Source organism: Jezberella montanilacus (genome assembly GCF_003003055.1).
In the GTDB taxonomy this organism is placed as follows: domain Bacteria; phylum Pseudomonadota; class Gammaproteobacteria; order Burkholderiales; family Burkholderiaceae_B; genus Zwartia; species Zwartia montanilacus.
In genome coordinates this window covers 27422-53157 of the sequence record NZ_PVTV01000019.1, presented here as the reverse complement: position 1 = coordinate 53157, position 25736 = coordinate 27422, and the positions used below count along the sequence as shown (strand labels likewise).

The 25736-nt window shown below is 52.6% G+C and carries 23 protein-coding genes; 12 read left to right on the top strand and 11 right to left on the bottom strand.

Features of this window, described 5'->3' with window-relative positions; all coding sequences use genetic code 11:
* Window positions 1-22: 22 nt before the first annotated feature.
* Window positions 23-1546 carry a CoA-acylating methylmalonate-semialdehyde dehydrogenase gene (locus BCM14_RS14885; protein ID WP_106228840.1) on the bottom strand — a complete coding sequence of 508 codons (1524 nt, stop codon included), beginning with the start codon at window positions 1544-1546 and terminating at the stop codon, window positions 23-25.
* A 174-nt stretch (window positions 1547-1720) separates the two neighbouring features.
* Here BCM14_RS14885 and fabL point away from each other — a divergent pair, with 174 nt between their 5' ends.
* From fabL to BCM14_RS14850, 7 genes are all read left to right on the top strand, one after another.
* The gene (gene fabL, locus BCM14_RS14880; RefSeq protein WP_259673665.1) at window positions 1721-2476 is read left to right on the top strand and encodes an enoyl-[acyl-carrier-protein] reductase FabL; all 756 of its coding nucleotides are present in this window, start codon (window positions 1721-1723) and stop codon (window positions 2474-2476) included.
* 13 nt (window positions 2477-2489) lie between these two features.
* Window positions 2490-3248: an SDR family oxidoreductase gene (locus BCM14_RS14875; RefSeq protein WP_259673664.1), complete on the top strand. Its 759-nt coding sequence runs from the start codon at window positions 2490-2492 to the stop codon at window positions 3246-3248.
* An 86-nt stretch (window positions 3249-3334) separates the two neighbouring features.
* A complete protein-coding gene (locus BCM14_RS14870; protein ID WP_259673663.1) occupies window positions 3335-3760 on the top strand; it encodes an acyl carrier protein in 426 nt (141 codons plus the stop codon).
* Complete coding sequence (locus tag BCM14_RS14865; protein ID WP_106228839.1) at window positions 3760-4635, top strand: ApeI family dehydratase; 876 nt, start codon at window positions 3760-3762, stop codon at window positions 4633-4635. The genes BCM14_RS14870 and BCM14_RS14865 overlap by 1 nt, the downstream gene beginning before the upstream one ends.
* 15 nt (window positions 4636-4650) lie before the next feature.
* Window positions 4651-5967, top strand: coding sequence for a beta-ketoacyl-[acyl-carrier-protein] synthase family protein (locus tag BCM14_RS14860; RefSeq protein ID WP_106228838.1), 1317 nt, complete (start codon window positions 4651-4653; stop codon window positions 5965-5967).
* Between the two features lie 2 nt (window positions 5968-5969).
* Window positions 5970-7241: a beta-ketoacyl-[acyl-carrier-protein] synthase family protein gene (locus tag BCM14_RS14855; RefSeq protein WP_106228837.1), complete on the top strand. Its 1272-nt coding sequence runs from the start codon at window positions 5970-5972 to the stop codon at window positions 7239-7241.
* Window positions 7241-8473: an LpxL/LpxP family acyltransferase gene (locus BCM14_RS14850; protein ID WP_106228836.1), complete on the top strand. Its 1233-nt coding sequence runs from the start codon at window positions 7241-7243 to the stop codon at window positions 8471-8473. The genes BCM14_RS14855 and BCM14_RS14850 overlap by 1 nt, the downstream gene beginning before the upstream one ends.
* A gap of 63 nt (window positions 8474-8536) precedes the next feature.
* On the opposite strand, the gene BCM14_RS14845 is transcribed toward BCM14_RS14850, so the two are convergent.
* Genes BCM14_RS14845 through BCM14_RS14835 form a run of 3 tightly spaced genes read right to left on the bottom strand, consistent with a single transcriptional unit; the run spans window position 8537 to window position 10836 of the window.
* A complete protein-coding gene (locus BCM14_RS14845) occupies window positions 8537-8842 on the bottom strand; it encodes a high-potential iron-sulfur protein (protein WP_106228835.1) in 306 nt (101 codons plus the stop codon).
* Between the two features lie 59 nt (window positions 8843-8901).
* Window positions 8902-9915 (bottom strand): Bug family tripartite tricarboxylate transporter substrate binding protein, encoded by a 1014-nt coding sequence (locus tag BCM14_RS14840; protein WP_106228834.1) that lies wholly within the window; start codon window positions 9913-9915, stop codon window positions 8902-8904.
* A 51-nt stretch (window positions 9916-9966) separates the two neighbouring features.
* Window positions 9967-10836 (bottom strand): isocitrate lyase/PEP mutase family protein, encoded by an 870-nt coding sequence (locus BCM14_RS14835; protein WP_106228882.1) that lies wholly within the window; start codon window positions 10834-10836, stop codon window positions 9967-9969.
* A 109-nt stretch (window positions 10837-10945) separates the two neighbouring features.
* Between BCM14_RS14835 and BCM14_RS14830 the strand changes: the two genes are divergently transcribed.
* Window positions 10946-12295 (top strand): amidase, encoded by a 1350-nt coding sequence (locus BCM14_RS14830; protein ID WP_106228833.1) that lies wholly within the window; start codon window positions 10946-10948, stop codon window positions 12293-12295.
* Window positions 12296-12321: 26 nt separating this feature from the next.
* On the opposite strand, the gene BCM14_RS14825 is transcribed toward BCM14_RS14830, so the two are convergent.
* The 4 genes from BCM14_RS14825 to BCM14_RS14810 form a co-directional block, all read right to left on the bottom strand.
* A complete protein-coding gene (locus tag BCM14_RS14825; RefSeq protein ID WP_106228832.1) occupies window positions 12322-13524 on the bottom strand; it encodes an acetylornithine transaminase in 1203 nt (400 codons plus the stop codon).
* 73 nt (window positions 13525-13597) lie between these two features.
* Window positions 13598-14431, bottom strand: a complete 834-nt coding sequence (locus tag BCM14_RS14820; protein ID WP_106228831.1) for an ABC transporter permease — start codon at window positions 14429-14431, stop codon at window positions 13598-13600.
* Window positions 14428-15372, bottom strand: coding sequence for an ABC transporter permease (locus tag BCM14_RS14815; RefSeq protein ID WP_106228830.1), 945 nt, complete (start codon window positions 15370-15372; stop codon window positions 14428-14430). The genes BCM14_RS14820 and BCM14_RS14815 overlap by 4 nt, the downstream gene beginning before the upstream one ends.
* 43 nt (window positions 15373-15415) lie before the next feature.
* Entirely contained in the window at window positions 15416-16927 is a 1512-nt protein-coding gene (locus BCM14_RS14810; RefSeq protein WP_106228829.1) for an ABC transporter substrate-binding protein, read from the bottom strand.
* 195 nt (window positions 16928-17122) lie between these two features.
* Between BCM14_RS14810 and BCM14_RS14805 the strand changes: the two genes are divergently transcribed.
* Entirely contained in the window at window positions 17123-18214 is a 1092-nt protein-coding gene (locus BCM14_RS14805; protein ID WP_106228828.1) for a branched-chain amino acid aminotransferase, read from the top strand.
* 186 nt (window positions 18215-18400) lie between these two features.
* On the opposite strand, the gene BCM14_RS14800 is transcribed toward BCM14_RS14805, so the two are convergent.
* Window positions 18401-19600 carry a CaiB/BaiF CoA transferase family protein gene (locus tag BCM14_RS14800; protein WP_106228827.1) on the bottom strand — a complete coding sequence of 400 codons (1200 nt, stop codon included), beginning with the start codon at window positions 19598-19600 and terminating at the stop codon, window positions 18401-18403.
* A 102-nt stretch (window positions 19601-19702) separates the two neighbouring features.
* Between BCM14_RS14800 and BCM14_RS14795 the strand changes: the two genes are divergently transcribed.
* Both BCM14_RS14795 and BCM14_RS14790 read left to right on the top strand, forming a co-directional pair.
* Window positions 19703-20485 carry an enoyl-CoA hydratase gene (locus BCM14_RS14795; protein ID WP_106228826.1) on the top strand — a complete coding sequence of 261 codons (783 nt, stop codon included), beginning with the start codon at window positions 19703-19705 and terminating at the stop codon, window positions 20483-20485.
* A complete protein-coding gene (locus BCM14_RS14790) occupies window positions 20486-21367 on the top strand; it encodes a 3'-5' exonuclease (protein ID WP_106228825.1) in 882 nt (293 codons plus the stop codon).
* A gap of 12 nt (window positions 21368-21379) precedes the next feature.
* Here the strand turns inward: BCM14_RS14790 and BCM14_RS14785 are convergent, their stop codons facing one another.
* Window positions 21380-22840, bottom strand: a complete 1461-nt coding sequence (locus BCM14_RS14785; RefSeq protein WP_259673662.1) for a M20 family metallopeptidase — start codon at window positions 22838-22840, stop codon at window positions 21380-21382.
* A 149-nt stretch (window positions 22841-22989) separates the two neighbouring features.
* Between BCM14_RS14785 and BCM14_RS14780 the strand changes: the two genes are divergently transcribed.
* On the top strand, window positions 22990-23823 hold the full coding sequence (locus BCM14_RS14780; RefSeq protein WP_106228823.1) for an NADPH-dependent oxidoreductase: 834 nt from the start codon (window positions 22990-22992) through the stop codon (window positions 23821-23823).
* 46 nt (window positions 23824-23869) lie between these two features.
* Here BCM14_RS14780 and BCM14_RS14775 read toward each other — a convergent pair whose 3' ends face one another.
* Window positions 23870-25735 (bottom strand): ABCB family ABC transporter ATP-binding protein/permease, encoded by a 1866-nt coding sequence (locus tag BCM14_RS14775; RefSeq protein WP_106228822.1) that lies wholly within the window; start codon window positions 25733-25735, stop codon window positions 23870-23872.
* Window position 25736 lies beyond the last annotated feature (1 nt).

Genomic DNA, 25736 nt, shown 5'->3' with positions numbered 1-25736 from the left:
TTTGCATCAAATGCTACTGAAACTATTTCGCTGTGGGCATCACGAACTCTGCACCCTTGGCGATCGTCTCGGGCCAGCGCTGCATGATGGATTTTTGTTTGGTGTAGAAGCGCACACCTTCTTCGCCATAGGCATGCATATCGCCGAACAGGCTTTTCTTCCAGCCACCGAAGCCGTGCCAGGCCATCGGGACAGGGATAGGGACATTAATCCCGACCATGCCTACCTGAATGCGACGACCGAACTCGCGCGCAACATTACCATCGCGGGTGTAGCACGAGACACCGTTACCGAATTCATGTGCATTGATGAGCTCGACGGCTTGGTTAAAATCGTTGACACGCACACAACCAAGTACGGGACCAAATATTTCTTCTTTGTAGATGCGCATGTCAGGGGTGACATGATCAAACAGCGAGCCACCTGTGAAAAAGCCTTGTTCGTGCCCAGGTACCTTTAAACCACGACCATCAACGACCAGTGACGCACCCTCGTTGACACCAATGTCGATATAGCCTTCGATTCGTTCGAGAGCCTGGCGTGTAATAACCGGGCCCATTTCAGCGTCGAGTTCCATGCCATTCTTGATTTTGAGGGCACGCGCACGCTCTGCCAGCATGGGTACGATTTTGTCAGCCACGTCACCGACGAGCACGGCCACTGAAATCGCCATGCACCGTTCGCCTGCTGATCCGTAAGCAGCACCGATCAAACCGTCAACGGCTTGGTCCAAATCCGCATCGGGCATCACAACCATGTGATTTTTTGCGCCGCCCAATGCCTGCACTCGTTTGCCGAGTTCAGCGCCACGCTGGTAAATGTAATGCGCAATCGGGGTTGAGCCGACAAAGCTGATCGCTTTGACGTCAGGGTGCTCAAGCAGCGCGTCAACAGCAACCTTGTCGCCTTGTACTACATTGAATACCCCATCCGGTAAGCCTGCTTTTTTGAGCAGCGCCGCCATAAACAACGACAACGCCGGATCACGTTCACTCGGCTTCAAAATAAAGCAATTGCCGGCCGCCAGCGCAACCGGGAACATCCAGCAAGGCACCATACAAGGGAAGTTAAAGGGGGTGATGCCAGCCACCACGCCCAGTGGCTGCCGTAAGGTCCAGTTATCAATACCTGTGGATACTTGGTCCGTAAAGTCACCCTTTAGTAATTGCGGGATGCCACAAGCAAACTCAACGATGTCGATGCCGCGCATGACCTCGCCCTGAGCGTCAGTAAATACTTTGCCGTGCTCTTGGGTAATGATGGCGGCGAGTTCGTCTTTGGCCTCATTCAGCAAGGCGAGAAACTTGTTCAAAATCCGTGCACGGCGGATGGGTGGGGTGTCTGCCCAAGCCGGGAAGGCTTTTTTTGCGCTCTCTACTGCCACCTGGACGACTTCAACAGAGGCAAGCTCAACTTGTCGAGCAACCTGCCCAGTGGCCGGGTTGTAGACGTCTTGCAGCCGCAATCCGGGGTGCATGAGCGGCTGTCCCCCGATCCATTGTGAAATCAGGTTGGGGATGACGGGCACGGGAGGCTGGTTCGACATGGCTGAGTCTCGACGAGATTAGGTTCTAAGAGATTGACAATCTAACCTTTTTTCGAGGTTGTTGTCCAAAAGCTATCCGTGATTGTGGCACTTTGTTACATTCAGCGCCCGATTCTGAGTAAACTTCGGCGCATCATTGCACTACATTAAATTTTTTCGGAGTGTGTTTTCATCATGAATGAGCCTTTGTCTGGCAAAGTTGCACTGGTTACAGGCGCTGCCCGGGGGATAGGGCGTGCCTGCGCGCTCAAACTGGCCGCAGCAGGTTGTGACATCGTTGCGAACTATTACAACAGCCATGAAGAGGCTGAGGCCGTTTGCACTGAAGTGCGGGCGCTTGGTCGACGCGCCCTTGCCGTGCAGGGCAGTGTTGGCGTACCAGACAGCGTGACCGAGATATTCGAGGCCATTACTAAAGAGTTTGATCATCTGGATATCGTGATCAGTAATGCGGCTTCTGGGGTGCTCAAACCAGCAATGGATATGACACTGAAGCATTTTCGCTGGTGTATGGAAACCAACGCCTTTGCTGTCAATTTACTGGCTCAACACGCTGCGCCCTTGATGAAAGAGGGCGGGCGTATTGTGGCGATGTCCAGTCTGGGTGCCCAGCGAGCGATGCCACATTATGGGTTTATTGGCGCATCCAAAGCAGCCCTCGAATCACTCGTGCGCACCCTTGCGCAAGAGCTCGGTCCCCGCGGGATAAGAGTCAATACGGTCTCGGCAGGGGTGGTAGACACTGATGCATTAAGTCATTTTCCTAACCGCGATCAAGTATTAGCGGAGTTCGCCGCACGCACGCCTGCAGGCCCGAAACTGACGCCAGCCAACGTTGCTGATGCGGTGTATTTGTTATGTCTGCCTGAGGCTTCCTGGATTAACGGTCATACCTTGGTCGTTGACGGTGGCTTTGCCATTTCAGGCTAAAGAGGGCTAAAACATGGCATTTGAATCAGGGCTGCAGGGTAAGGTTGCGATTGTTACGGGCGGCTCGCGAGGTATTGGCAGAGCGATTGTTGAGCTTTTGGCAAGTCAAGGTTGCGATGTCACCTTCTTTTATCGCGGCAATGCTGGTGCTGCGAATGAGGTTGTTGCAGCGGTAGCCGGACTGGGCGGTAAAGCGACAGCGATGCAAGTGGACGTGGCGGACTCTGCTGCTTGTATTGCAGCGGTCGAACAAGTGGCAGACCGGTGCGAGCGGATTGATATTCTCGTGAATAACGCGGGCATCGTGCGTGATAACTTGACCGCCGCCATGGAAGACGATGAGATCTCGTCGGTTCTCAACACGAATGTGGGGGGCGTTTTTAATATGGTTCGGCCTGTGATCCCTTTCATGATGTCGCAACGATCCGGACGAATCGTCAATTTATCGTCTGTGGCGGGTAGCAAGGCAGGGCGCGGCCAGGCTAATTACGCCGCCAGCAAAGGGGCTGTCGATGCGATCACTCGTGCCTTGGCCGTAGAACTGGCCCCCAGAAAAATTCTGGTTAACGCCGTCGCACCGGGTGTCATTGAAACCGATATGTCGCAGCAAGTGCGTGATCTAGCTGATGATCAGGTGAAATCCCGGATTTTGTTGAAACGTTACGGGCAGGCGAGCGATATTGCGCAAGCCGTCGCGTTTCTGGTTTCAGACATGGCGAGCTATGTGACGGGCCAGGTTTTGTACGTCGATGGTGGCTTTAAAATGGATTGAGCACTACGCCACCTGAGTGTGGCTCGGTGATTGATGACTCGATAGGTTAAAATGCTAGGTATTTACCGATTAATCTGGAGTCCAATATGACTGAAGCAGTCATCTCTAAAGAAGAAATCATGGCGGTCTTCCCGACCGTGCAGAAAACAGTCGCTGATGCGCTGGGCTGTGATGTTGAGGATATCGAGATTGATGTCTCCCTGATTGAAGGTCTTGACGCTGAGTCGATCGATTTCCTTGACTTGATTTTTCGCTTAGAGCGTGCGTTTAAGGTCAAAGTGCCACGCGGCAAAATCATTGAAGATGTGCGGGGCGACATGTCCGTCGAAGACTTCGAGCAAAATGGCCTGTTGACCGAAAAAGGTCTGGCTCGTTTGCGCGAATACCTCTCTGAAATCCCTGACGATCGTTTCAAAGCGGGCATGCGGGTCGATGCCATCGCACGCCTCTACACGCCTGAAACCTTCTGCAAGCTTGTGATCCGCGCTCAGCGTGCGCAAGCAGCTGGTTGATGGTTGCGGCTGTGAAAGCAGATGGTTTGGTGTCTCCGATGCCAAACAGCCGTTTTGCTGCGTTTTCCTTTGTGGATCGCATTACGCATATTGATGGTGTCCGCGCAGTAACCGGGGTGTATCAGATCCCACACAACGTCGGGCGTTTTCCAGTTAGCTTGGTGGCCGAGGCACTCGGGCAGCTGGCCGCGTGGGTTGCTATGTCCGAGTGTGGTTTCGCTCGTCGTCCTGTGGCAGCGTTAGCAGGCGATACTCGCATCCATGCCTACCCAAAGGCTGGCGACACGCTGCAATTGCATGTGGATATCGATTCGTGTGACCGAGATTCAATCGCTTATCGTGGTCGAGCGATGGTGGGTGACACCTTGATCCTTGAGTTGCTTGATACGCTTGGCTCTAACCTTGGCATCGAGATTTTTGATGACCCTGAGTCACTAGCTAAAGACTTCGCTATTCTGACGGGTTCAGGACGGACCCCAGGTTTGTTTGCAGGGGTGCCTGCGCCAGTGATGAACGTCACCGAGCATCAAATTGGTCATCGAATTGATGCCCTGCTTGATGTGCCCGAAGAAGCCGATTACTTTAACGACCACTTTCCCCGTCGCCCGGTGCTGCCAGCGACGTTGTTGCTCGATGCGCAATTGCAGTTAGCACAACAGCTGATCGCTGAGACACCGGATTTGGCGCCAACGTTACAAGTAACCAGGATTACCAACGTGAAGGTCAGAGCCTTCAGCAGCCCCGGGTCGTCGCTTGGTTTGTTTGCCGAGTTCGCCACGCCCGCTGAAGCCGATCCCGAACCCATTCTGATCAAGGTCGGTGCTTTGGTTGGTACCCGCACGATTGCAGCCGCAAAATTCTTTTTTGCCCCATAGTCTTAGAGAAAACACATGAGTAAAAAGCGCCGAGTCGCGATTACCGGTATTGGTTTGGTTACCCCGGCTGGGCTTGACGTCGCCAGTAGCTGGGCGGTCATCAAAGCAGCCAAGGCTTGTCAGGCTGGCCCGATTACGCTGTTCGATGCGTCTGGTTTTAGCACTCGCATCGCTGCCGAAGTAAAAGGTTTTGAGCCTGAAGCGGTGATTAAAGATCAAAAAAGCCTCAAGTATGCGAGCCGCGCGCACCAATTTGCTCTGGCTGCGGCCGATCAGGCGATCGCTGATGCTGGAATTCGCCCAACCCAACAAGATGGTGATCGCTGGGGATGTGTGGTGGGCGCTGGCATGATGACGGTCGCGCACGCAGAAATCGACGAAGTTCAAAAAATGGCTGCACCTGAAGGTGATTTACAGGCAGACCGCCTGCTAGAAACACCGGTTGCCCAAGATGTCATGGCTTTTAGTCGCAGTTTGTCGACCGCTGGATTGTCTCTGCTAGTCCGACGCTACGGTATTCGCGGCTACGGGTCGACTGTTCACACGGCGTGTGCCTCGGGTGGTCAAGCGATAGGGACGGCCTTGCGTCTGATTCGGCGCGGTGTAGTTGATCGTGTGCTGACCGGCGGCTTTGACTCAATGATTTCGCCAGTAGGACTGTCGGGGTTCTGCTTATTATCTGCGGTCTCTGCTGATAATGATCACCCTGAGCGCGCTAGCAGGCCGTTCGATGCAACGAGAAATGGTTTTGTACTGGGGGAAGGTGCTGGATTTCTGGTCCTCGAGGATTGGGACAAAGCGGTCGCACGTGGCGCAAAAATTTACGCTGAACTAGCAGGTGAAGGGAATTCCCTGTCGGCCTACCGGATTACTGACTCTCATCCATCAGGCGATGGTCCTATCCAGGCAATGCGTCGGGCGTTGTCTGACGCGGGTGCAACGACTGATGATGTGACCTATCTGAACGCCCACGGCACTTCTACCCTGATGAACGATCGCAGTGAATGTGCTGCGGTGAATGCGGTGTTCGGCGCTCGTGCCAGAGACGTCGCCGTGAGTTCAACCAAAAGTGTGACTGGCCATTTGATTGCTGCTGCCGGTGCGGTTGAGGCTGCGATCTGCGCCTTGGCAGTCTATGAAGGCTTGATGCCTCCCACAGCCAACTTGCAGCAACTTGATCCAGATTGCAATGTTGACGTGATTCACGGTTCGGCGCGTCAACAACGCATTGGTATCGCCTTATCTAACTCTTTGGGTTTCGGTGGCAGTAATAATTGTCTGGCGTTTCGCAACGCCTCTGACACGGCTGAACTGATCGCTGCGGGGCAATAATCATGAGTCGAATCGTTATTACTGGAAGTGGTGCTATTTGCGGCGCTGGACATGATCCCAAAACTATTGTCGATGAAATCGCAGCAGGTCGCAGCGCCGTTGCGCCAGTCGAAAGCTGGGATAGTGCGCACTGGCCTAAGAAAATGGTCGCTGCCGTCAAGGATTACAACGGCGGTAAATTGCTTGGTGATCGCAAATTACTCAAACTGGTGCGACGCTCAGACGTTTTCGGCATTTATGCCGGGGCGCAAGCTGTTGAACAAGCTGGTTTGGATGTATATCGTGAATCCCTTGGCGAACAAGCGGTCGTTGATTTTACTGATCAGACAGGTTGCTACGTCGGGTCTGGTGGCGGTGCGTTTGAAGTCAATTACGACTACTTTCCGTTGATGGCAGAGTCGGGCGACCGCCTTCAAACCTTTGGTCAAGAATTGTCCAATATGGTTAATCCCATGTGGCTCTTGCGATCCTTGCCCAATAATGTGTTGTGCCATGTCGGGATTCGTCATCAGTTAAAAGGTCCCAATGCTTGCATTACCAACCACACCACGAGTGGCTTGCTCGCTGTGATTGAAGGCGCATGGGCCTTGCGTGAAAACGATGCAGAGCGAGTGGTTGCAATTGGTCACGATGCGCCAATTGAACCGCAAACACTGAATTATCTGGATCAAATCGGCGTCATTGCCCAAGATACCCTTCGTCCCTTTGACCGGGCTCATGATGGTTGTCTTTTGGGCGAGGGAGCAGGTTGCTTCGTACTTGAAACTGAAGCCTCAGCTGCCGCGCGTGGTGCCAAGGTAATTGGTGAGTATCTTGGCGGCGCAGATACTTCAGAAGGTGAAGGACTGTTTCCGGTCCGGGCTGATGGCGACGGTGTGATCAGGGCGATTAGAGCGGCTTTGGCGGATGCCGGCTTACAGCCTCGAGATGTTGGCATGATCGTTGCGCATGGCAATGGCACGGTTTCCTCGGACGTATCTGAGGCGCAAGCATTGAAGGCGGTGTTTGGCGCAGAGATGCCACCTGTCACGTCGTTTAAATGGGCCGCTGGCCATTTGTTTGCTGCGGCGGGCATCCTCGATCTGGTCGTCGGTCTCGAGGCAATTCGTCGAAACGTTGTACCGGGGATTGCCAATTTAGAATCGCTTGCCTCGGGTTGTGAAGGCATCAATATCTCGTCGCAAAATCAAACGCCGCGCAGTGATGTTCTGCTCGTCATTTGCCGGGGGTTTGCGGGGACCAATGCTGCGGTGTTGTTGCGCGGCCTAGTCTAATGACAACGCAAGAGACCGTGCTGCCAGATGGCTGCGCCATCGACACGGTTGATATTGCCCGGATAGCTCGTCTGGTTGCTGAGTTGCCTCAGGATCTGGACAAACTCTTCTCTAAGCAAGAGCTCGACGACGCTGGCTACGGTGTTGGTCGGATCGCTTCACTGGCGGCTCGTTTTGCAGCGAAAGAGGCTTGTTTAAAGCTTTTCCCACAAGAAGCAGCTCTCAATATCATCACTGCGATGGACTTTTCAGTCAGGCGCGACCCCTACGGTGCCCCTCATATTGTCGCGAGTCAAGCTGCTGATATCGTGATGGGACGTTACCTGGTTGAAACAATCCAGATCTCACTGACTCATTCAGCGACCGCAGCTTCAGCCGTCGCCTTGCGCGTACCCAAGCAAATTAAATCAAGCGCGGCCGGTCGATTCATGTTTCGGTGGATACCCTATCGACGCAAGGTTATTTTGGCTAATCTGCAGCGTGTGTACGGCGGACGGGTCAGCGAGCATCAGATCCGGCTTTTAGCTCAAGCTCACTATGGACATCTTCTGACACTACTCAAAGAGCTGCTATCTTTCAGATTCATGTCTGCGAGTGATAAAAAAAATATCGTACGTGTTGAAGGTGTTGACGACTTGATCCGAGCGTTTGAAGCCAAAAAAGGGATTTTGGTCTTAACCGGGCATTTCGGTAATTTCGAAGTTTCTACCGTTGCAGGTATCGAGCATTTCCCCCAAGCCAAAGGCCATATTCACTTTTTACGGCGTCCGATCAAGCCGAAATGGTTGAGCGATTTTCTGACGAACCGTTTTAATCGAGCCGGTTTTGGTGTGGTGGGGCGAAGAGGCTCACTCGAAGAAATCGTGGATACGCTTGAAAAAGGCGATGCCATCGTGTTTCCGTTTGATCAATACGCCAGACGTCCAGAGGGTATTCCTGTCGAGTTTTTTGGTTATGACGCGGGTACCTACAAAAGTATGGCGCTGATTGCCTTGTCGACGGGGGCGCCGGTTATGCCCGCGTCATCCTGGCGTGAACCTGATGGCAGCCACGTCTTGAAGTTTTGGCCACCCATCGACGTGATTACCGCTGAAGAGGTGGGCGACGAGATTCGACTGAACACTCGCGCCTACAACAGAGCGCTTGAGTGGTTAATCATGCGCCACCCTGAACAGTGGTGGTGGGTGCATCGCCGCTGGAAAAACTCGCCAGAACCTTCAAAGCTGGCGTAAAAAAAGCCGCTACGTTTATGACGTAACGGCCGTAGATCTCAGACTCAAACGGGTAAACGCAGCTTAGCCTTTCTTGGCATAAGCATTGCACCAGCCTTTGGCTGCAACCATTTTGCCAGCAAAGATGCCACAGGCACCCGCTTCAGCAGACTTGGACGCGTATAAGGCACAGCTTGAACAGTTCTGGCCATCGGCGTATTTTGCGAATTTTGCTTTATCAACGGTCGATGCTTCGGCTTTGTAGCCCAATGCACTAGCTTGGGGATCAGACTCGGCGACCATTGCTTGTGCGCTGGCTTGGTTGGCAAGAGCCATCGTTGCAGCGCCGGCGACAGAATAAATCATGAACTGGCGACGTGATGATTTCATAGCGATATCCTGAAATGTATTGGTAGTCCCACCATAGGGATTACACCTATATTTTAACGCTATTCGAGCTTGATGTTGGCCGCTTTTACAATCTCGCCGTTTTGAGCTAAGCCGTCCTTGATGGCTTTGGCAAATTCAGCAGGCGTGGTGACCGTTGGAATGATCCCAAGCTTTTCGAGTTTGGCAGCGACGTCTTGATCAACGAGCACGTCATTAAGCGCTTTATTCATGTAGTTGACGATGGCCGGCGGTGTGTTCGCAGGCATCAGTAAACCGACCCAGGAACTCACAACAAAGTCAGGCACCCCTGACTCAATGAACGTCGGCACGTCGGGTAAAGAAGGGACGCGCTTGGCTGTCGAGACCGCAATCGGTTTAATACTGCCGCTTTGAATGTGTTGGTAAGCACCAGCAACGGCTGTGTACACCAGGGGGATGACACCGCCTTCAACATCGATCAACGCTTGGCCACCGCCTTTGTACGGTACGTGCACCAACTTCGATCCTGTCACGATATTCAGTCTTTCACCAGCAATATGCGGATCCCCCCCTACCCCAGAGGTACCAAAGGCCAATCCATTTGGTGTGGTTTTTGACAGGTTAATCACATCCATCAAGGTCTTGACGGGTAGTTTAGGATTAGCGACCAAAATGGTCGCCGCATCACCGATTTCGCCAATTGGTGCGAAATCCTTAATCGTGTCAAAAGGCATATTGGGGAAAACATGCGGATTGATGATCAGTGTGCCATCAAAGCCGAGCAACATGGTGTAGCCATCAGGATCCGCGTTTTTAACCATCACGGTGCCGATGTTGCCTGAGGCACCGGGCTTGTTTTCAACAATCACCTGCTGACGAATGCGGCGCGACAAGGCGTCAGCAATCAGTCGGCCACTGGTGTCCGTGACACCACCGGGCACGAAAGGAACAATAAGGCGGATGGCGCGATTAGGGTACGCGTCTTGTGCCTGCGCCAGTCCGACCAACGTGGCCGTGGTTATCAGGCTAAGCAATGCCCGTCGACCTAAGGAGCTGAGCCTGCTTTGTAGTGTGATGTTCGATATTTGATTCATTATTTTTATCCGAGTGAACGAGCACAAGTGACGAGGCGACAGGCTGCTAAATCAGTCTGCGTGCTTTTTATCAAAATCCCAAATCTCTTCAAAGCCCATGAGCTTGTTGAGATCCATGAAATGATAGAGATCTGTGGAGCCACCTGTTGATGAACCCGTATCCTTGAACTGCTGATACACGGTACTCATGGCTTGCACCGCGGCAAGCAGAGCGGTCGCTGGGAAAATCGCCAGCTTATAACCCATGGACTCAAGATCCTGTTTACTCAACACTGGCGTTCTGCCCGTCTCAACCATATTGGCTAAAAGCGGTAAGTCAAACGATGAGCAGATCTTGCGCATCTCTTCTTCTGATTCAGGCGACTCGACAAACAGGATGTCAGCACCTGCTTTGGCGTAGGCGTCGGCTCTGCGTAACGCTTCATCCAGACCCAGCGTCGTGCGTGCATCAGTGCGCGCGACGATCAGAAAATCTTTGGACTCTCGGGCTTCCACAGCCACTTTGATTTTCTTCACCATGTCGGCTGTGGGGATCACCCGACGGCCTGGCGTATGTCCGCATTTTTTCGGAAACTCTTGATCTTCAAGCTGAACGCCTGAGGCACCCGCGGCCTCGTAACCGCGCACCGTGTGCCGGACGTTGAGCAGACCGCCATAGCCCGTATCGCCATCAGCAATCATGGGGGTATTAGCCATGCCAGCCATGGCGGTTACCCGGTTCACCATGTCTGAATAACTGGCTAGGCCTGCATCAGGCAGACCCAGATATGAAGCAACCGTACCGTAGCCTGTCATGTACAGGGCATCAAAGCCAAATGTATCAGCCAGCCTGACAGAAACCATGTCATAAATACCCGGTGCAGTAATCAGACCAGGTTGCTTAAGTCGTGCAGCCAGTTTGGCTCTTTTAGTATTTGACATGCTGTCTCCCCATTTGAGTTGACCATTTTGCGTTACTGCGCAACACTTGGCAAGATTTCTGACAGAACAATTGATCTTTGACACTCACTCAACCGATAGAACAAAAAAAATGCCTCACATCACCGAAACGATTGCCGTATTGAATCAACGTCTTAGCCGCAAGGAAATCACCCGTGAAGCCCTGGTTGCCGAGGCGCTGACCGGGGCGCAGTCAAAGCCCGCTCAGTACGTATTCACCAAGACTTACGGCGATGCCGCGCTTGCCGCAGCTCGCTATGCAGACGCTTCACAAGCTGCGGGGGTTGCCATGCACCCCATTGCGGGCTTGCCGGTGTCGGTTAAAGATCTGTATGACGTGGCTGGCGAAACCACCATGGCCGGATCGACTGTTTGCGAAGGTGAGCCAACAGCAAAGGCCGATTGCCCAGCTGTGGCTCGCTTAAGATCGGCGGGTTCGGCGATTGTTGGCAAAACGAATATGACCGAGTTTGCCTTTTCTGGGGTGGGGATCAATCCTCACTACGGCACGCCGGTGAATCCAACTGACAATCAGGTGGCTCGAATTCCGGGCGGTTCATCCTCTGGCGCAGCTGTTTCAGTTGCGTTGGGTTTATCAGTTGCTGGGCTGGGATCGGATACCGGCGGTTCAATTCGGGTTCCCGCAGCACTGAACGGCTTGGTCGGGTTTAAAAATACGCAAAAGCGGACGCCGCTTCAAGGGGCATTAGAGTTATCTCACTCCCTCGATACCGTTTGCGCGATGACTCGCAGTGTCGAAGATTGCTGGTTGGTGGACGGCATTCTCGCAGGTGAAGCCTTGAAAGTTGTTCGTCGTCCTTTGACAGCGATGCGCTTTGCGGTTCCCCAGACGCTTGTCCTTGATGCTATGGCACCAGAGGTTGCTCAGGCCTTCAATCGGACACTGTCAGCGCTATCAAAAGCGGGTGCCCAGATCATTGATATTCCCTTGAGGGAATTTGCTGAACTATCAAAAATCAACTCGCCAGTGGGGTTTGCACCGATCGAGTCCTATGCAGTTCACTATGAGAGGTTGATGCGAGCCGAGCACAAGTTTGATCCGCTGGTTGCGAAACGCGTCAAACTCGGCGAGTCAGTGACGGCCAAACAATATCTGGATCTGATTAATCGCCGTGCTGACTGGATTGAGCGCACAGAGGCAGTCATTCAAGGGTTTGACGCGGTGTTGTGTCCGACAGCTCCCATCCTGGCACCCGAAATCGCTGCACTCGCGGCGTCTGAAGAGGCATTTTTTAAAGCCAATGGATTGTTATTGCGCAACACAAGCGTTTTTAACTTTCTGGATGGTTGCTCATTTAGCTTGCCTTGCCATGATGCAGGAGAACTGCCGGTGGGCTTGATGGTCTCGTCTGTTCGAGGTGACGACGCTCGGCTCGTAGCGGTTGCTTTGGCGATTGAAGCATGCCTGCAAATGGCATGAGAGCAAGCGCCAAAGTCTAGCCGTCTTTAGGCTGGGACTGCCTGCTTGCGCGAGGCGATTTCAACTGTCATCACCTCGTCGAGCATGGAAATCATTTGATCGATCTCGGCACGCGTAACATTCAGTGCTGGCATAAAGCGCAGCAAATTAGGCCGTGGTGCGTTGATTAACAAACCGTTCGGGCCCATGGTGCGAGCTCTTTCAACGAGCTCATTACCCATGTCAGAGCCTAATTGTAAGGCGCGCAGAAGGCCTTCGCCGCGCTCGCCATCCAGATGATGTTTATCGGACAGCTTGAGCAGTTGTTCTCTCAGATACTGGCCTTTTGCTTTCACGTCATCGAGGAATCCCGGTGCAGTAATCTGCCCGATTACATTGACACCGACAGCAGTCATCAGTGGATTGCCACAGTAGGTGCCACCCTGGTCACCAGGCTCAAAAACGGCTACGGCGTCTGTGCTAAGCAAGGCAGCCAACGGTACGCCACCGCCGATTCCTTTGCCGAGGGTCATGATGTCTGGTTCGATACCCGACAACTGATACGCGAACAGCTCGCCCGTACGACCGCAACCACTTTGCACTTCGTCCACGATCAACAAAACGTTGTGTGCTTTCGTTAGCGCACGTAACTGTTGCATAAATTCTTTGCTTGCCGGGATGACACCGCCTTCACCTTGAACCGGTTCGAGCATGACTGCAACCGTCTTGTCGTTGATCAAACGTTCGACCGACGCGATATCGTTCAGATCCGCTTTGGGGAAACCATTGACCTGAGGTGCAAACATCGTATCCCAGCCGGGCTTGCCTGACGCACTCATGGTGGCGAGTGTGCGTCCGTGAAAGCTGTGATCAAACGTGATGATCTGAAAGGCTGAGTCTTTGTGCATGCGACCCCATTTCCGGGCGAGCTTGATCGCGCCTTCGTTGGCTTCTGCACCGCTATTGGCGAAGAAGACTTTATCAAAGCAGCTGTGTTTGGTCAGTAAGTCAGCCAATTCAATCATTGGCTGGTTATAAAAAGCGGGACTAGGGTTAATCACCTTGCTCGCCTGCGCGTTCAGCGCGGCGAGCATGCCTGGATCGCTATGGCCCAAGCAATTAACCGCCCAACCTTGCAGAAAATCGAGATATCGTTTGCCGTGATTATCAACTAACCAAGATCCTTGTCCGGAAACCATTTCAATATCGGGACGTTTTGTGACGAACATGACTGACTGAGTATTGCTCATGGCTTCCTCTTCTAATGTTTAGTTGACGGGTTTTCTCCTGGACACAATAGTCTATCAGACTAGCGAGGCAGTTCTATTGCTGCTGCCTTGGATCGAGTGCATCTCGCAGACCGTCACCGAGCAAGTTAAAGCCAAGAACGACTAAAAAAATTGCACTACCTGGGAAGACGGACATCCAGGGTGCTTGGGTCATGAAGTTTTTTGCCGTGTTGAGCATCGAGCCCCAGGATGGATTGGGCGGTTGCAAGCCAAGACCCAGAAAAGAAAGACTGGCTTCCGCAATAATCGCAGTGGCAATCGTGATGGTGGCTTGCACGATCAGGGGTGGCATGATGTTGGGTAGGATGTGCGTCAGAATGATGCGAGTGTTGGAGGCGCCAAGGGCCCGAGCGCTTTGAACAAAATCATCACCTTTAACACTTAAAACCTGACCGCGAGTCATTCGCACAAATCTGGGTGCTGCCGAGATCCCGATGGCGAGCATCGCGTTCACCAGGTTAGGCCCGAGAAAAGCGGCCAGTGCGATGGCCAGAATGAGAAAAGGGATGGCCAGCGCAGCCTCTGTTGCTCGCGAGATCAGGCCGTCAACCCAGCCTCCGAAATAACCAGAAATCAAGCCGAACGGTACCCCAACACTGAGAGCGATGAGTACGGAAGCTAGCCCCGCCATCAGCGATGCGCGTGCGCCAAAAAGCATACGGCTGAACAAATCCCGTCCAAGCTCGTCGGTTCCCAGCCAATGGGCAGCCGACGGTGCTTTGCGGATGGCGGTAAAACTTGTCTGAAACGGATCGGCGCTGGTGAGTAATGGTGCTAAAAGCGCCATGACAGTAAAGAACAGCACGATGCTCGCACCCAACACAGCGACTGGATTATGTCGAAACTTATCGAACGAACGATTACTCATGCCTGCCTCAATTTGGGATTGATGACGGCATAGAGAATATCTGCCAGCAAGTTGAGTGCAATGAAGCCTACTGCAACACAGAGCACAACACCCTGAACCACAGCATAGTCTCGGTTAAAGACAGCATCGACCATTAATTTGCCGAAGCCGGGAATCGTGAATACCTGCTCAGTTAGGACCGCACCAGCAAGTAACTCGCCAAGCAGCAAGGTAACCAGGGTGACGATAGGCATCAGGGCGTTTCGCAAGGCATGCTTTAAAACGACAGTCAGCGGTGCAACCCCCTTTGCCCGCGCCGTTCTAACATAATCTGCCGACAGAGCCTCGAGCATGGCCGAGCGCGTATGCCTCATAAGGTAGGCGGCAATCGCTGTCGATAAAACGAAAGCGGGCATGATCATGGTTTTTATCGATAACCCAAGATCTTGCCCCGGTGGTACAAACCCCGAGGCCGGCAGTAAGCGCCACTGAACTGAAACCAGCATAATTAACAAAATCCCTAACCAGAACCCAGGGATGGACATGCCCGAGAGTGCGGTGACATTGGCTGCGAACTCAAAGCCGCCCCCCTTTTTTACCGCAGCCAGTATCCCCATCGGGATTCCAATGATCATCGCCAAGATCATCGCCATCGTCGCGAGTTGTATTGTGACCGGTAGCTTTTGTCCGATGAGGGTGGTCACAGGCAAATCCGTGCGCAGCGACTTGCCCAAATCACCTTGTACAACCTGAGTTAGCCAAGCGAGATACTGAACGGGCAGAGGATCATCCAAATGATATTTTTGCCTAAGATAGCTCAAGACAACAGGATCACGCTCCTCACCGGCTAAAGCGAGCACAGGATCACCGGGCAGTATTTTTTGCAACGTGAATACCATCAGCGATACCAGCAATAAGGTTGGTATCGCGACGAGTAAGCGGTTGAGAATAAGCTTGATCATGAGGGTGTAGGCTGAGCTGGCAGGCAGTAACGCTGGATTACCACTACTGTGCCACGCTTACGCCACGCAACCTGATCATGCCATCTGGGTGAGCCGTAAAACCCTTAACTTTGCTACTTAAGGCAAAAGGCCAAGGCTGATAGTAGACATACATTTCAGGCAACTCATCTTGAAGAATCGTTTGCACTTGATCGTAAAGAGCTTTGCGCTTTGCCACATCAAGCTCTACCCGTGTTGCGTTGAGCAGTTTGTCTACTTCTGGATTACAGTAGCGGCCATCGTTCAGCCCGCCTTTGCAAGTCGCAAAGTTGTATACGTTGCCATCTGGATCGGCACGACCGGACCAACCGACCAGCATCGCATCGAAGTTCCCTGAGGCAGACTCTTTAAGCATGGCTGCGAACTCGGTCGGGCGGATGTTCACATCGAAGCCAACCTCGGCGAGCATGGCTTGTATTAATTGTGTTGTTGATGCTTCGGTTGTATTGTTGCCCGCGATAAGCTCTACCTTTACCCGCTCAAAACCCGCTGCTTTAAGTAAGGCTTTGGCTTTCGTCACATCGCGTGCTTTGACGGGAAACTTCTCGCTAAAGTAAGGACTTGCAGGCGGAAACGGCTGTTGCGCTGGCGGGAAGATGCCTTCGCCGACCACCTCGTTGATTGCCTGACGATCAAGCCCCAGCTCGAAAGCTTGCCGAACACGCTTATCTTTGAATACCCCGTTTTCCCCTCGTGGACCGTTAGCGATGTTGAAAATGATCTCTTCAAACCCTAAGCCTGACACGGGTGCAAACGTTAACGACTTATCTTTTTTGATAGCGGGCGCGTCTGAAGGGCTAGCTCTTTCGATCAAGTCGAGATCACCGGATTTCAAGTTGGCTAAACGAACTGTTGCATCGGGTATGGATTTGAAAATAACTTTTTTGAACTGGTAGCTTTTCGCATCGTAATACTTGTCAAATTTATCCAGCACAATACGATCGTTTTGCACCCTTTCGGTGAATTGATAGGGGCCGGAGCAAACAGGATGCTTGCCTACGAGCGTTGCATCTTTAGGATCGAACGTGGCTGGAGACAGCATCATGCCAGCACGATCCGATAACTGAGCCACTAAGGTTGCGTCAGGATTTTTTAACTTAAGAATCATTGTTGTTGAGTCTGGTGCTTCAACCGACGCGACAGACGCTAATTCGCCCTTGCGCAGACTGTCTGGCAACGTCATCGCGCGTTCGATGTTTGCTTTTGCAGCTACTGCGTCAAATTTGCTGCCGTCGTGAAACAGAACATCATCGCGAAGCTTGAAGGTCAAAGTTTTGTTCTCGTCGGTAAATGCCCAAGACGTCGCGAGCTGGGGAGCGAACTTCAAATCGGGTGTGAGATCAACGAGCTTGTCGCACAAAGAAGTAAACACAATCCTGCCGACGTAGGTTCTGGCGCGATGCGGGTCGAGTACATCTGGATCTTCTTGCAGGCCGATGCGCAAGGTTTGCGCTTGGACAGCGCTGACAACCAATAGCAGGGCGGACAGGCTTACTAATTTAACAACTCGTTTCATAAAGAATCCTCAGCGATGATTTGGCGTCGACGTATGGCAATAAGAACATTTAGGTTACGACGTTTTACAGGATAAAGGCAGTCGTTTTTTATATACTAGCAATTCCCGTACCAAAGTCGGAGTTTTAGAATCTGACTGAGATGCGCTATCCTAGAGCATTACGAAATTTAAACGCTGCAATAGCGTCATCAGCTCATGACTACCTCAACGCCGTTCACCATCAAACTCTCGACTAATCCGACCTCGCAAGAGAATCGCGAGACCATTCTGGCAACCCCCGGGTTTGGCAAGTATTTCAGCGACCATATGGTGTCGATTGACTGGTCGATTGAGCGCGGTTGGTTTGATGCAGAGGTTAGACCCTACGGCCCTCTTTCGATCGATCCGGCGTCGTCGGTGCTGCATTACGGCCAAGAGATTTTCGAGGGCTTAAAGGCCTACCGGCATGCTGACGGTAGTGTATGGACTTTTCGTCCTGAATTGAACGCAGCTCGAATGATGCGCTCGGCACATCGTTTGGCCTTACCAGAGCTGCCTTTGGATCTGTTTATCGAGTCCCTCAAGCAGTTGGTATCTGTTGATAAAGCCTGGGTGCCAAGTGCCCCTGAGACCAGCATGTATATTCGCCCGTTTATGATCGCAAACGAGACTTTTCTCGGTGTCAGAGCCGCAGAACGTGCCGCTTATTACGTCATTGCGGGCCCTGCAGGTGCATACTTCGCTAAAGGGGTGGCTCCGGTGTCGATCTGGTTAGCCACGGATTTCGCGCGCGCAGCGAGCGGTGGTACGGGAGCCGCTAAGTGCGGCGGTAACTATGCCGGCTCTTTGTTGCCACAAAAAGAAGCCTATGCCAACGGTTGCTCACAAGTGCTGTTTCTGGATGCAAGCGAGATGAAGTATCTTGAAGAGCTCGGTGGCATGAACGTGTTTATTGTGTTGAAAAACGGCACCGTGGTGACCCCGAGTTTGACAGGCAGCATTCTCGAGGGCGTGACGCGCGAGAGCATCATGCAGCTAGCCAGAGATCGTGGCCACAAAGTAGAAGAGCGAAAAATTTCGTTTGATGAACTGCGTGACGGTTTCTCAAACGGCGATGTAGCCGAGGTATTTGCTTGCGGCACAGCCGCAGTCATGACGCCGATTGTTGCGATTAAAGGCCCTGGTTTTGTTATTGGCGACGAGAGTGCACCAGCAGGTGAACTGACTATGTCGTTGAGACAAGAGCTCACGGACATCCAGTATGGTCACATCCCGGATCGTCACGGTTGGTTGACTCAGTTAGCGTGATTTTCTTGTCCACGTACTCACATAGTCATAATAATTGCGTTGTAACACGTGGTATGGAATCAAGACTCACCGCTTGAGCATGATGGGTTTCTTCTTCTCAAAAGTAGAAATGCAGCCAAAATCGGCTGCATTTCAAACCGCGGTTCAGCCCACGGTTCAACCCATCATCATCACTATCCCTAATTATCAGACGACGCCTTCGTCATGAAACTTGGCTATCTCGGTTGCTGAGTAACCAGCTTCTTCCAGGATTTCGTCTGTGTGGGCCCCAGCATCAGGCCCGACAGTGACCACTTGAGCTGGTGTGCGGCTCAAAATCATGGGCTGCGTGATGAAATGACGATCAGCATCGTGCACAGGATCGTGAACGGTCGTGGCAACACCACTGAACTTGACCTGTGGGTCTTCAAACATTTGTGGCACGTTGTAAACCGGGCCTGCAGGTACGCCACCCTTATTGAGTTCTTCAACCCAATAAGCAACTGGTTTAGTTCTGAAGGCCTCGTTCAAAGCGGCGTTGAGCTCAACCCGGTTGGCGCGACGAAGCTTGTCCGTTTTGAATTGTTCTTTCTCTCGCCACTCAGGGCGCTCGCAGACATCAATCAGGCGTTGCCAGTTACCTTCACCGGATGCACCGAGGTTAAACACACCATCGCTGGCCTCGAACAGCCCCATCGGGCTGCTGGTGGGGTGGTCGTTGCCGGCTTGAGTCGGGATGTCACCTTCGTTCAGGTAGCGTGCGCCTTGAAAATCCATCATGGCGATTTGCGAGTGCAACAGCGATGAGTGAACCCACTGGCCTTTGCCTGACTTCTCGCGCTCGATCAGCGCGGTCAGAATCCCGAGCGCAGTGTACAGACCGGCACTCATGTCGGCGACAGCCAAACCAGCGCGCACGGGGCCTGTGCTGGGGAAACCAGTGACAGACATCAAACCACCCATGCCCTGCATGATTTGGTCAAAGCCAGGGCGCTTGGAGTAAGGACCTTCTTGGCCAAATCCCGAGATGCTGGCGAGAATGATGCGAGGATTGATCTTTGCGAGTGACTCGTAGTCAACGCCGAGCTTTTTCTTGACATCGGGTCGCCAGTTTTCAACGACTACGTCGGCAGTCTTAACCAGGCGCATCATGATGTCGAGTGCGCCAGGTTTTTTCAGATTCAAAGTGAGCGACCGCTTATTGCGGTTCAAATTCTGAAAGTCACCGCCATGGCGGTTGGCTGCAAACATCCCTTCATTGGGGTCTACGCCAGCGGGGGGCTCGATTCGGATCACATCGGCACCGAAGTCAGCGAGCACGCGAACGCAGTTGGGACCTGCCCGCACACGGGACAAATCGAGTACTTTAAATTGATTCAGAGCTGTTGACGCTTGGATTTTTGGCATGATTTTTATAGCGAACAAAAAGAGGGAATATAGGTTGCTTGAGAGCTTATTGCAAGCCATACTAATGGTTTGCTTGTTATCGACAGAGACTAGGGAGACAAAATGGGACAACTCATCGTCAGTAAAAAAGGCGCCGTCGGGACGATTGTATTTTCTAATCCGACCAAAATGAACGCCATGACCTTTGATATGTGGATGGGTGTGCCAAAAGCACTCAAGGAATTTGAGGCAGACCCCGATATCAGAGTGATTGTACTGAAAGGGGATGGTGAAAAAGCCTTCATATCCGGCGCTGATATCTCTCAATTCGAAGATTTACGCTCTACTCCCGAGGGGCATCAGGCGTATGAGGATCATCTCGCTGTGGCCATGAAATATCCCACTGTCTGCAGTAAACCGGTGATCGCTCAGATCAAAGGCTATTGCTTTGGCGGCGGCCTCGGTCTGGCGGCGGCCTGCGATATCCGGATTTGCTCTGAGGATGCGACTTTTCGTATGCCAGCGGCGCGTCTGGGTCTGGGTTACGGCGCAGAAGGCATCAAGCAGTTTCAAAACCTGATTGGTATGGCCAATACCGTCGATATTTTTATGACAGCACGCCGCTGGAACGCAGCGGAGGCCTTGCGCATGGGATTTGTCTCTAAAGTAACGCCAGTCAACGACTTACAAGCCGCGGTTGATGAATACACAACCATGATTGCCGAAAACGCCCCTTTGACCGTCAAAGCTGCCAAATACGAGATTCGTCAGAATGTCACCAATCCGGATAAGGCGGATATGGTTGGGGCCCAGAAAATGGTCGACATCTGCTTTGCCAGTGAAGATTTTAAAGAAGGTCGCAAAGCTTTCATGGAAAAACGCATTCCCAATTTTCAGGGGCGTTGATTGGACCTTCAGGCGGCCGTCTCAGCGATCGAGCAGCATCCGGATTTCCGCTTATTGCGACGGGTGAAGCTCGCTGCCGATCATGTCTTTGCTGAAAACACGTCAGGTGAGCCGTGTGCTCGTCTGGCTGTGATTGATACCGAGACGACTGGCTTTAAAGCTGAGGAAGGCGACCGGATCATTGATCTGGCCATCGCAGTTTGCGAATACGGAAAAGAGTCGGGTCGTCTCTATCGGGTGGTTGAGCGATTCGAGGGCCTTGAGGATCCCGAGCAAGCGATTCCGGCCGAGGTCATCAAGTTGACGGGTATCACGGATGACATGGTCAAAGGTCAGCGGATCGACGAACAGCAAGTCGCCAAGGTCATGGCGGGTGTGACGCTGGTTGTTTGCCATAACTCATCTTTTGATCGAGGCTTTCTTGAAGCGCGCTTTGCGGTATTCAAGGATCTCGCGTTTGGTTGCTCGCTGAACGAGGTGCCTTGGCGCGACTGGGGGATTGGTAGCAGCAAACTGGATTATCTCGGTTTCGCGTTCGGCTTGTTCCACACGGGTCACCGCGCACTTGCAGACGTGGATATGCTCACTGCACTCCTTGCGAGCAACACGCCAGATCAAGCAACAACGATTTTGTCCCTGCTCTTAGCGAGCGCGCGTCTGCCGACTTGGCGGATCAATGCGATTGGTTTGCCCTTTGACAACAGTCAAATTGCCAAGGCTCGGGGGTACCGCTGGCATCCCGGCGATACATCGCTAGGTAAGTGCTGGTGGATTGAAACTCAGCATGAGCAAGACGAAATCCAGTTTTTAGCCCAGATCGGTTGTCATCACCCTGAGGTCATCAAGCAGACAGCTCGCGAGCGTTACCGACAGCGTCGGTAACCGTCTCAGGTTTTAGGGCAGATTAAGGATCACCTGCGCCACGGCGGCAGTGAGTTTTTTTGCATAGGGGATATGTAAAAACTCATTGGGGCCGTGGGCATTGGATTTAGGTCCTAATACCCCGCAAACCATCATTTGGGCGGTTGGAAAGCCCTCACTGAGTAAATTCATGAGGGGTATGGTGCCACCCTGACCAATGTAACCCACAGGCGAGTTGAAGTGCGCCAAGCTTGCCTGATTGAGGGCGCTGGCGAACCAAGGGGCTGTATCAGGTGCGTTCCAGCCGCTCGAGGCACCTTGTGAATCAAACGTCACTTTTGCCTGATAGGGGGCGTTGTCTTCGAGCAGTGTCTTGAGCTCTTGCACAGCTTGTGCGGCATCCACGAGTGGGGGCAGCCTGAGGCTGAGCTTAAAGGCGGTGTAGGGGCGCAAGACGTTGCCCGCATCCAGCAGGTTGGGGAATCCCTCTGCGCCTGTAACACTGAGGGTAGGCTTCCACGTACGCCGCATCAAGGCTTCGACTGGGTCAAGTGTCGTGGGTAAGGCAAACAGCGTTGAGCCGCCACAATCGTGATGCGCCCAAGGGAATCTTTTGTACAGTTCATCCCCCAGGATGTTGGCGGTCACCTGCGCTTGGGCTTTGCGTTCTGCAGGAATTTCACAATGAAACGAATCGGGTAATAACTGACCGGTGCTGCTGTCTTCTAGGCGATCGAGCACATGGCGCATGATCCTGAAACTCGAAGGCACAAGACCCGAGGCATCCCCCGAGTGAACCCCTTCAGTCAGAATCTCAACTTTGAGTACGCCAGCAGCCATCCCGCGCAGGCTGGTGGTGAGCCATAGCTGGTCGTAGTTTCCTGCGCCGCTATCGAGGCAGATAACCAAGCCCACATCACCGAGGCGAGGGCGCAGTGCATCAACGTAAGGCAACAAGTCAGGCGAACCGCTTTCTTCGCATGTTTCAATAATGCCGACAATACGCGGGTGAGGGGCACCTTGTGCTTTGAGTGCCTGGATGGCAGTAATGCTCGCGTAAGTCGCATAGCCATCATCTGCCGAGCCGCGACCGTAGAGCTTGTCATCGATCAGCTTGGCTGTCCAGGGGCCAAGACCGGCGCGCCAGCCATCAAACTCTGGTTGTTTATCGAGATGACCATACATCAGTACGGTTTGACTGCCTTGAGCCAATGGGCGAGTCGACGCCACATCAAAAAACAACACGGGTGTTCTGCCTGGCAGCCTGACAATTTCGAGCGTCAAACCTGCCACTTTCTGGTCGAGGATCCAAGCTGCCGCACGTTGTGTAACCGTTTCGAGGTATCCGGTTTTGGCCCAGTTAGGGTCGAAAGCAGGGGATTTGGCAGGGATTTCAATGTAATCGCTGATCTGACCAATCAAATCCTCGTCCCAAGCGCGGCTGACATCAGCTAAGACCTGTTCAGTGTCCAGTACGGCGTTATCGTTCGACATGGCGGTATCCATTTTTTTATGATCACCTATTTAACCAGATCATGGGCCGAGTGCACAGGGGTTGTTCGGCTCGATATGCGTATGTGTGAACCCTAAATGCGCCGCCTTGCTCTATCATTGGGCAGATCAAATTACCGGATTGCTTAAAAATGACTCAAGCTACTCACGCTGAATTCACCAAATTGCTTCAAGCCCGTTATGGCAATCAGTCGATTACCGTCGAGGCGGTCAACGAGACGATCGCAACCATGATGAACCATCGCTCGGTTCGTGCCTATACCGATCAACCAATCCCCTCGGATGCGCTTGAGTTAATGATGGCAGCGGCTCAATCCGCCTCAACCTCTTCAAACTTGCAAACCTGGAGCGTCGTTGCCGTGACAGACCCCGAGAGTAAAGAGCGTTTGTCACAGTTTGCCGGTAATCAAGCCTGGATCAGAAATTGCCCGGTCTTTCTAGTATGGCTGGCTGATTTGGCTCGTATGGAGTCGCTGGGCCAGAAACGAAATTTGCCCACAGAAGGCCTGAATTACGTTGAAATGCTGATGATGGCGACCATTGATTCGGCTTTGGCTGCCCAGAATGCGGCTATTGCCGCAGAGTCTTTAGGACTGGGTGTCGTTTATATCGGTGGTATCCGCAACCAGCCCGAAGAAGTAGCTAAAGAGCTCGGTTTGCCACCCAAAATATTCGCAACTTTTGGAATGTGTTTGGGTTATCCAGAGCCAACAAAACTCTCGGGCATCCGACCACGCCTGGCCCAGTCAGCGATTTTGCATCACGAAAAATATGATCCGACTGCCTTTGAATCCGCAGCGAATGCTTACAACGTGGTGATGGATGAGTTTTTTAAGGCTCATTCAATGAAGCCCCAGGGCGAGTGGGATGCTCACTCGCTCAAACGCGTTGCTGGACCGGAATCCCTGACAGGGCGTGATCGTTTGGCAACTGCCTTGAAGAATCTCGGTTTTGAACTGAAGTAAACACAGCGCGAGCCAGAGCGTCCTGACTACAGCGAGTCTAATCGCGTTAGTGGTAAGTCGATTGGACTGAGGTGTCTGGCTCGACTTGCTGCTCTTGTATCGCCCACATCTGGGCGTATGCCCCCTCTGCTTCAAGCAACGATTCGTGCGTGCCGCGCTCAATGATCTGCCCTTGATCCATCACCAGAATTTGATCGGCATGAACGATGGTCGATAGACGATGCGCAATAATCATGGTCGTGCGGCTCTGAGCAAGGCCAAACAGCTCTGCTTGAAGCGCTCGTTCTGTTTTTGAATCGAGCGCAGACGTTGCCTCGTCAAAAATCAGCATTGCCGGATTTTTCAGTAAAGTGCGTGCGATAGCGACTCGTTGTTTTTCACCGCCTGAGAGCTTCAGACCACGCTCACCCACGGGTGTGTCGTATCCTTGCGGAAGATGCTCGATAAACGATGACATTTGTGCTGCGTCGGCAGCGGCGTGAACCTCTTGCGTCGCAGCACTGGGTTTGCCGTAAGCGATGTTGTAGGCAATCGTGTCATTAAATAAAACGGTGTCCTGGGGCACGATACCAATGGCTTGTCTGAGGCTTTGTTGTTGCACTTGTCTCAGATCCTGTTGATCAAGCGAAATCGATCCCTCTTGCACATCGTAAAACCGAAATAGCAATCGCGCTAGAGTGCTCTTGCCTGAGCCGCTTTGACCCACAACGGCTGTAATAGTGCCAGGCGGGATGGTAAAGCTGATGTCTTTCAATATTTGCCGATTAGGGTCGTAATAAAACGAGACATGATCAAACTTGACTTCAGGCCCCAAGTCTCGGTTCGTGAGCGTGAGCGCTCGTGCGTCGTCTGTGTCTGCTACTTCGCGATCGGCTTCTAGCAACTTGAACATACGATCCATGTCAGAAATGGACTGCTTGATTTCGCGATACAGCACACCTAAAAAGTTTAACGGGATGTAGAGCTGCAACATCAAGGTATTGACGAGGACCAAGTCGCCCAGGGTCATGGTGCCGTTGGTCACACCCATCGTGGCCCGCAACAAAATCAGCACTAGACCGGTAGAGATGATTGCTTGCTGGCCCAGATTCAATAAGGTGAGAGACTGCTGCGATTTGATTGCCGCAGATTGATAGCTAATCAGGTTCTGATCATAGCGACTCGCCTCGTACGCTTCATTACCGAAATACTTAACGGTTTCGTAATTGAGAAGCGAGTCAATAGCTTTTTGGTTTGCGCGCGAATCCATGTCGTTCATGGTGCGACGCAAGTGGGTTCGCCATTCCGTGACAATGATGGTGTAGGTGATGTACACGATCAAAGCAACGACCGTGATGCCTGCAAACCAGACATCATACGAATACGCGAAATAGCCGAGCACCAATCCAAACTCGATGATCGTTGGCAGGATGCTGTAGAGCGAATAGGACACCAAGGACTGGATTGCACGGGAGCCCCTTTCTATATCCCGACTTACCCCACCCGTTTGGCGACTGAGATGGAAACGTAGCGAGAGCGCATGCAAATGCTCAAAGACCTCGAGGGCAACTTGGCGCACCGCATGTTGTGTGACTCGCGCAAATAAAAACTCACGCAGCTCGTTGAACAAAGATGCAGAGAATCTCAACAGACCATAGGCGATCAATAAGCTTACCGGCACAATGAGTAAGGCGCTCGTCTGGGTGCTTACCTTGGGATCGAGGTCGTCAATGACATGTTTCAGGATGAGCGGGATGCCGAGATTAGCAAACTTAGCAGCAAACATGCAGGCGAGGGCAAGCACAACCCTGAGCCGATATTTGAGCAGGTATGGCAGCAAATCTTTGATGACTCGCCAGTCCGGTCGTTGCTTTGTCGCGGACGCAGCCCCATCGGCCGAATGGTGATCGGCCCTACTTGACGAGTGTCTCATG